Consider the following 7,857-nt stretch of genomic DNA (forward strand, 5'->3'; position numbering starts at 1 on the left):
TGATGGATGTCACACTAACAAATCCACCGGTGCAACCACAACGTTACAAAAAAAGCCGCAAAATCCACAGGTTACGTCCATATAAATTCCAGTAAATTTTTATAAAAAATTTTGATACATCAGGAAAATTATGGATGCAAACTCAAGCTGTTAGCCAACAATCCCACGCACAAACGCTTCAATCTCTTTGTCCTGGCAGTTTTCAAAGAAGCACTGCTGGAAGCGTTGACCGGATACGGCGGTTTTCACCAGTTCAGGATCGATGGCGCGCAGGGTATCGAGGTAATTTTCTTTTACCACCGCCGCTTTCACCTGATTCAGGATCCCCGCGTTGCGCACCTGCGGCTCTTTACGCTCTGGCGGATAACCTTCGCCGTTACGGCCCGTGAAGGCTTTCTCAAAGATAAAGCGCACGTTCAATTCAGCTCCCCAGCCAAAGCCTTTGGCAAATGGCAGGGACAGCGCATTACCGTTGTTGATCTGCGCAAACAGGAAAGCGTCAGCAGGATCGATGCAATAGCCGCAAATCACGCCCGGATGGATATTGAGCGACATCAGCGCCCCCTGGCCGGTACCGCAGCCGGTCACGACAAAATCCACGGCTCTGGCATTCAGCAGAATGCTCGCCATAATACCCAAATGGATATAGGTAAGATGGTGATCGTTCTCGTCGCTCATCCCGACGTTATACACCGGGAAGCCTTTTTCATCGGCAACGGCTTTTAGCTCATTAAGGATGATGGGATTTTTAGCTGCCTGGCTGTTTTCCATCATCAGCGCAATTTTCATCGTGTCTCTCCTGAATGTGTGGCGGACAAGCCCGCTGTGGATACCTTATCCCCTTAACCTTACTATCAAACAAACACTCTTTCAAATTAAGTGAAAATGCGTTTTAAAAAACGCAATTGCGCTCACAGTTTCGTGACCTGATGCTGTTCGTTGCGAAGAGAAAGGGTTGATCCTCGTGCTATTCGAGGCATTGACTGGGACGATGGAAGCTAAAATAGCGTATTTACCTCTTCACGCAGAGTGAACCATGAAAAGAGTAATCATCGCCGGAACGATCCTGCTTCTCGCGGGATGCAACGTTAACCGTCAGGCGGAGATCAGTCACCTTGACGCCCCCAACGGGATTGTCCGCCTTGACTACGGCCAGGCCATGCTGCAAAACGCCCAATCCGATTCGTACGTGAATAACGGCACCGCTGTGAAAGCCTGTCAGGGTATGGGATATGCCACCGCCTCCGCCTATGGTCAGCCTGTCAAAACCTGTACCCTGATTAGCGGATCGCTGTGCCTGAACGAGAGCGTGACCATTCAGTATAAATGCATGGGTTACGCCGTTAATCCTAACGCAACTAATCCATGGTATTAATGTCGTCTGCCAGCACCGCTGGCAGTTTTTTTTAATTAAGAACACAAACAATTCTCATTAATAAATATAAAAAGTGCCAATGCGTGTTATTCCCATTCGTATTTTTAAATAAACAAATATTTATTTTACGTTTTGCAAATAATTAAATAACAAATTATAGTGTCGCTCATTGTGAACCAGAAATAATAAACCGGAGCGCCACCATGCTGAAAACTGAAATGATCGACAAGCTCAATGCTCAAATGAACCTTGAGCTTTATTCATCCCTTCTTTACCAGCAGATGAGCGCCTGGTGCAGCTATCACAGCTTTGAAGGTGCCGCCGCGTTTCTGCGTCGTCACGCGCAGGAAGAGATGACGCACATGCAGCGACTCTTTGATTATCTGACGGATACGGGCAGCCTGCCGCGCATTGATACGGTTGCCTCTCCGGTGGCTGAATACGGTTCTCTTGATGAACTGTTCCGCGCCACTTACGAGCACGAACAGCTGATTACCCAGAAAATTAATGAACTGGTTCACGCTGCAATGACCAGCCAGGATTATCCGACCTTTAATTTCCTGCAATGGTACGTCGCTGAGCAACACGAAGAAGAAAAACTGTTTAAATCCGTGCTGGATAAATTGTCTCTGGCCGGTAAATCAGGTGAAGGCCTTTACTTTATTGATAAAGAGCTGGCGACCCTCGATACGCAGAATTAATTCCCACACGGTGCTGAACGCTCAGCACCGTTTTAATGCCCCCCCTGAGCTTATTATTTCTCCCTTTCTCCCCGACAATTCAACGCATGCCTGCCCCCTCACCAAACCGTAAACTTTACATTACACCGGTTGTAACGGTGATTTGACGAGTTCACGCTTTTCCCTTACTCTGCGCCGCAGATTAGGTCGCGATTAAGAATCGTTGTAGAGGAAAGCGTGAAAAACAGAGCTCTGGGAAGTATTTTCATCGTCGCAGGAACGACGATTGGCGCAGGAATGCTGGCCATGCCGTTGGCGGCCGCAGGCGTCGGATTTGGCGTAACGTTATTGCTTCTCGCCACACTCTGGGCGTTGATGTGTTACACCGCTCTGCTGTTACTGGAGGTTTATCAGCATGTGCCTGCCGATACGGGTTTAGGTTCGCTGGCTGCACGCTACCTGGGACGTTATGGCCAGTGGGCAACTGGCTTTAGCATGATGTTCCTGATGTACGCCCTGACGGCTGCCTACATTAGCGGAGCCGGAGAGCTGATCGCCTCCAGCGTCAATGACGGGTTTGGTTTACAAATTACGCCCGGCACTGGCGCGGTCTTCTTCGCGCTCATCGGCGGCGGCGTGGTGTGTATTGGCACGTCGCTGGTCGATCTGTTTAACCGCTTTCTGTTCAGCGCCAAGATTATTTTCCTGGTTGTGATGCTGGTTCTGCTCGCACCGCATGTTCACAAGGTTAACCTGCTGACGCTGCCGCTGGAAAAAGGGCTGGCGCTTTCCGCGATCCCGGTGATTTTCACCTCGTTCGGTTTCCACGGCAGCGTGCCGAGTATCGTCAGCTATATGAATGGCGATACCCGCAAGTTGCGCCGAATCTTTATCATCGGCAGTGCAATTCCGCTTGTCGCCTACATCTTCTGGCAACTGGTGACGCTGGGCAGCATCGACTCCTCAACCTTTATCGGTTTAATGGCTGCGCATTCCGGCCTGAATGGTTTCCTGATGGCGCTGCGTGAGGTGGTCACCTCTCCGCACGTCGAGCTGGCGGTACATTTGTTCGCTGACCTGGCGCTGGCGACGTCGTTTTTGGGCGTGGCGCTCGGCCTGTTTGATTATCTGGCCGATCTGTTCCAGCGCCGCAATACCGTTGCCGGACGCTTGCAAACGGGGGCAATCACCTTCCTGCCGCCGCTGGCCTTTGCGCTGTTTTACCCGCGTGGCTTTGTGATGGCGCTGGGCTATGCGGGCGTGGCGTTATCCGTCCTCGCGCTGCTGTTGCCTTCCCTGCTGGCATGGAAGAGCCGTCAGCTGCATCCTCAGCAGGGATATCGCGTTGCAGGGGGAAAACCGCTGCTGTGTACCGTGTTTGCCTGTGGCGTGGTGGTGATTCTGGTCCAATTCCTCATAGCCACGGGAATGCTGCCGGAAGTGGGGTAATAAAAAAGGGGCTTCGATTAGCCCCTTTCTTTATTAATGCAAACAACAGCTCTTGAACTTCTTCCCGCTGCCGCACGGACAAGGATCGTTACGCCCGACCTTCGTGCCGTTAATAATGGGTTTCTGTGTTTCATGCTGCTGCGGGTTAGCAACCCAGTAGTTGTATAAACGCAGCGCCGCGGGCTGAATGCTCTCGATGCTGGCGGTATACTCCTCTTCGGTCAGTTCATCCAGCTTTTCGCTGCCCTCTTCCGTCCCGTGCAGGGCAATCACATCCAGATCGGCTTTCAGTTCGTCGGGCAGTGATGACCAGTCGGTCAGCGCCACGCCGCGCATGTAGCCATAGCACCACTCTTCAACCACGGTGTAGCTTTGTCCATCAACGTCGTTAAAACCAAACATGGGCTCGAACTGATCCGGATACTCGCTCAGGCGCTCAGCAATGTCGTTCATATGCTTAAAGCAGAGATCGATAAAACGGTTCATTTCACGATCGTTTTTCCAGCGCGGAATGTACTTCTCGCCGCCCCAGACCGCTACCAGCCAGGCATCGGGTTCAACCACCCTTGGGCCGGAAAGCACTGCGGTAAGCATGCCGTCCAGTTCGGACACGTCAATCACGGACGCATCGTCATGACCGTAAGACATTAACGTCTCTTCCAGCCACTCCATTTCGCTTTCATTTAATGGGCCTTCAGTCATTGCTGACACTCCTGATAAAAAAGGAAACGATCCTAACACATAACGTACGCCTTTCCTGGCGGAAGTTGAGGACTTTATTGCTGCAAAAACGTGCAAATCGTGACCCTTGCACAACTTATGGGCTTTGTTGTTAACGAGATGTGATCTCCGCTGTAATTTCAGTGCGTCCCGCAAGGCTGCATAAATCGGCGCTCTATACTCAACTATGTCGCAACCCGGTCAATGGGTTAACCATTCTGGCAACGATTTTGCTTAATGTTCTGCGCGCAGACTGCGCATGGAAACCTCGCCGTTTTAAGCAGGATGTAGCCTGGATTTTGTTCGTTTAGTGCATGTTGTTCTCGATCTTAATTATAGATTGGCTGCGCCGTAGGGCGTTTGGGTTGACGCCGTGGTGCAAAAACCTCTTTGCTAAGGAACACAATAATGTCGCTGAAATTTATCAGAAGTCCTCTTTCTCTTGTGTTAGCCGGTTGTCTGGTGACGGCATTTTCCGCCCAGGCCGATATTGTGATCGGCGTGGCCGGGCCGTTTACAGGCCCAAATGCCACCTATGGCGATCAGTACTGGCATGGCGCAACGCAGGCCGCAGAAGACATTAACGCCGCGGGAGGGATCAACGGTGAGAAAATTAAGCTGGTCCAGGGAGACGATGCCTGCGAGCCTAAACAGGCCGTTGCCGTCGCCAACCGTTTAGTCGACCAGGATAAAGTCAATGCGGTTGTCGGCCATTTCTGCTCCTCTTCCACCATGCCCGCCTCCGAGGTGTATAGCGATGCGGGTATTATTGCCATCACGCCAGGCTCGACTAATCCACTCATTACCGAGCGCGGCATGAGCGATATGTTCCGCATGTGCGGCCGGGACGATCAGCAGGGGCAAGTCGCCAGCGACTTCATCATCGACAAGCTGAAAGCTAAACGCGTGGTGATCATTCACGATAAAGACACTTACGGTCAGGGTCTGGCAGACGCCACTAAAGCCGCACTCGCCAAACGCGGCGTGAAAGATGTGATGTATGAAGGCTTATCGCGAGGCGAAAAAGACTTTAACGCGCTGGTAACGAAAATTGGCGCGCAAAAACCGGACGTGGTGTTCTTCGGGGGCTGCCACCCTGAAGCGGGCCCGCTGGTGCGCCAGATGCGCGAACAGGGTGTACAGGCCAAATTCTTCTCAGGCGACTGTATCGTCAATGAAGAGATGGTCACTGCCGCAGGCGGAGCGCAGTACACCAACGGTATCTACATGACGTTTGGTAAAGATCCGCGCCTGATCCCGGACGGCAAAGCGGTGATTGAGAAATTCCGCGCCGGTAAATTCGAACCGGAAGGTTACACCCTTTACTCCTATGCCTCCGTCCAGGCCATTGCCGCCGCCTTCAAGGCCACCGGCGGCAAAGACTCCGCCAAAGCCAGCGAGTGGCTGAAAGCGAACGCCCTCGACACGGTAATGGGCAAAAAAGCCTGGGACAGCAAAGGCGATCTGAAAATGTCCGACTACGTGGTTTATCAGTGGGACGACAAGGGAAAATATAAGGAAGTGCAGTAACGGGACGGAGTCACGCTCAACGTCGGCAGGTTCGCCTGCCGACGCGGAATACACATCGGGCCGCACGCGTCGTGCGGCCTATAAAAAGAGCGCGCGATGATGAGTACATTCTTCCTGCAACAGTTAATCAACGGATTAACGCTGGGCTCCGTCTACGGCTTAATTGCCATCGGCTACACCATGGTGTACGGCATCATTGGCATGATCAATTTCGCCCATGGCGAAGTGTATATGATCTCGGCCTATCTCTGCGCCATCGGGCTGGCCCTGCTGTCATTCTTCGGTCTCGAGTCGTTTCCCCTGCTGATTCTGGGCACGCTGGCGTTCACCATCGTGGTGACGGGCGTGTATGGCTGGACTATCGAGCGCATCGCCTATAAACCCCTGCGAAACTCCACCCGTCTGGCACCGCTCATCTCCGCCATCGGGATGTCGCTGATTTTGCAAAACTACGCCCAGCTGAGTCAGGGTCCCCGCCAGCAAGGCGTGCCGACCATGCTGGACGGCGTTCTTCGCGTGCATCTGGGAGAAGGCTTCGTCCAGATCACCTACACCAAAGTGTTTATTCTGATCGCCTCGTTCGCGGGCATGCTGCTGCTTACCTGGATAATCAGCCGTACCCGGCTGGGGCGGATGTGTCGGGCGGTGCAGCAGGATCGTAAAATGGCCTCCATTCTGGGGATCAATACCGACAGGATCATTTCGCTGGTCTTTGTCATCGGCGCGGCGATGGCCGGGCTGGCGGGGGTATTGATTACCATGAACTATGGCACCTTTGATTTCTACGTCGGGTTTGTCATTGGCATAAAAGCCTTTACGGCGGCGGTGCTGGGCGGCATCGGATCTCTGCCGGGCGCCATGCTCGGCGGGTTGATTCTGGGGGTAGCGGAAGCGCAATTCTCCGGAATGGTGAACTCGGATTATAAAGACGTGTTCTCGTTTGGGCTGCTGGTATTGATCCTGATTTTCCGTCCTCAGGGTCTGCTAGGCCGCCCTGTCGTGGCGAAGGTGTAAGGGTGAAGACGATGACATCTGCCGGTTTCTCCCTTAAACGCTGCATTCTGGATTCCGTGTTTTCCGGACTGGTTGCGCTGATTATCTTTGGCCCTATCGCTGGCGTGGTTCTTGACGGTTACAGCTTCAACTTTGCCGGACAACGCCTGGCGTGGATGATTGCCATCGTCATGCTGGGACGTTTTTTGCTGAGTACCTTCCTGCAAACCGCCCCCGGTGCGCGTTTCCAGGCGAGGTTTGAAGCGGACAGCGCAGGGGTGTATGTCCGCCCTCCCGGATACAAGAGCCGCATGCGCTGGGTTATTCCGCTGGTTATTACCCTTGCGATCTGCTTTCCGTTTGTGGCGACCAAATACGTGCTGACCGTCGCCATTCTGGGGCTGATCTACGTCCTGCTCGGCCTCGGGCTGAATATTGTGGTCGGGCTTGCGGGGCTGTTGGATCTGGGGTATGTCGCCTTTTACGCGATTGGCGCGTATGGCCTCGCGCTGGGGTATCAGTATCTGGAGTTAGGATTCTGGAGCATGCTCCCGCTGGCGGCGCTGATGGCCGCCGCCGCCGGTGCGCTGCTTGGCTTTCCGGTGCTTCGCATGCATGGGGATTATCTGGCAATCGTGACGCTCGGATTTGGCGAGATTATTCGCCTGGTCCTCAATAACTGGCTGACCTTTACTGGCGGCCCGAACGGCGTTTCAGCCCCTGCCCCAACCTTTTTTGGTCTGGAGTTTGGCCGACGCGCCAAAGAAGGCGGCGTCCCCTTCCACGAGTTTTTCCATCTGACCTATAACCCGAACATGAAGTTTATCTTTATTTACGCCGTGCTGTTTTTGGTGGTGCTGATGGTGCTCTACATCAAGCACCGCCTGACGCGAATGCCGATTGGCAGGGCGTGGGAGGCATTACGAGAAGATGAGATTGCCTGCCGCTCAATGGGCCTTAATCACGTGCTGGTGAAGCTTTCTGCTTTTACGCTGGGCGCGTCTACGGCCGGGATTGCGGGGGTATTCTTCGCCACCTATCAGGGGTTCGTTAACCCCACCTCATTTACCTTTTTTGAATCCGCACTGATTCTGGCCATCGTGGTGCTGG

General features: G+C 53.3%; 8 protein-coding genes. 6 read left to right on the forward strand and 2 right to left on the reverse strand.

Features of this window, described 5'->3' with window-relative positions; all coding sequences use genetic code 11:
• Positions 1-150 precede the first annotated feature (150 nt).
• Positions 151-789 (reverse strand): RpiB/LacA/LacB family sugar-phosphate isomerase, encoded by a 639-nt coding sequence (locus K5E19_RS06450; RefSeq protein WP_221550434.1) that lies wholly within the window; start codon positions 787-789, stop codon positions 151-153.
• A 247-nt stretch (positions 790-1,036) separates the two neighbouring features.
• On the opposite strand from K5E19_RS06450, the gene yecR reads away from it, so the two are divergent.
• The 3 genes from yecR to tyrP all read left to right on the forward strand — a co-directional run bounded on the left by yecR (position 1,037) and on the right by tyrP (position 3,504).
• Positions 1,037-1,375 (forward strand): YecR family lipoprotein, encoded by a 339-nt coding sequence (gene yecR / locus K5E19_RS06455; RefSeq protein ID WP_221550435.1) that lies wholly within the window; start codon positions 1,037-1,039, stop codon positions 1,373-1,375.
• 203 nt (positions 1,376-1,578) lie between these two features.
• The gene (ftnA, locus tag K5E19_RS06460; protein ID WP_010432452.1) at positions 1,579-2,076 is read left to right on the forward strand and encodes a non-heme ferritin; all 498 of its coding nucleotides are present in this window, start codon (positions 1,579-1,581) and stop codon (positions 2,074-2,076) included.
• Positions 2,077-2,292: 216 nt separating this feature from the next.
• Positions 2,293-3,504 carry a tyrosine transporter TyrP gene (gene tyrP / locus K5E19_RS06465; protein WP_221550436.1) on the forward strand — a complete coding sequence of 404 codons (1,212 nt, stop codon included), beginning with the start codon at positions 2,293-2,295 and terminating at the stop codon, positions 3,502-3,504.
• Between the two features lie 33 nt (positions 3,505-3,537).
• Here the strand turns inward: tyrP and K5E19_RS06470 are convergent, their stop codons facing one another.
• Complete coding sequence (locus K5E19_RS06470) at positions 3,538-4,206, reverse strand: YecA family protein (protein ID WP_221550437.1); 669 nt, start codon at positions 4,204-4,206, stop codon at positions 3,538-3,540.
• Positions 4,207-4,632: 426 nt separating this feature from the next.
• Here K5E19_RS06470 and K5E19_RS06475 point away from each other — a divergent pair, with 426 nt between their 5' ends.
• The 3 genes from K5E19_RS06475 to livM form a co-directional block, all read left to right on the forward strand.
• A complete protein-coding gene (locus K5E19_RS06475) occupies positions 4,633-5,754 on the forward strand; it encodes a branched-chain amino acid ABC transporter substrate-binding protein (protein ID WP_221550438.1) in 1,122 nt (373 codons plus the stop codon).
• 99 nt (positions 5,755-5,853) lie between these two features.
• Positions 5,854-6,768 (forward strand): ABC transporter permease subunit, encoded by a 915-nt coding sequence (locus tag K5E19_RS06480; RefSeq protein WP_221550513.1) that lies wholly within the window; start codon positions 5,854-5,856, stop codon positions 6,766-6,768.
• 11 nt (positions 6,769-6,779) lie between these two features.
• Positions 6,780-7,857 (forward strand): high-affinity branched-chain amino acid ABC transporter permease LivM (gene livM, locus K5E19_RS06485; RefSeq protein ID WP_221550514.1); only part of this gene is annotated, 1,078 nt, incomplete at its 3' end.

It is taken from the genome of Enterobacter sp. RIT637, from assembly GCF_019718755.1.
In the GTDB taxonomy this organism is placed as follows: Bacteria; Pseudomonadota; Gammaproteobacteria; order Enterobacterales; family Enterobacteriaceae; genus Enterobacter.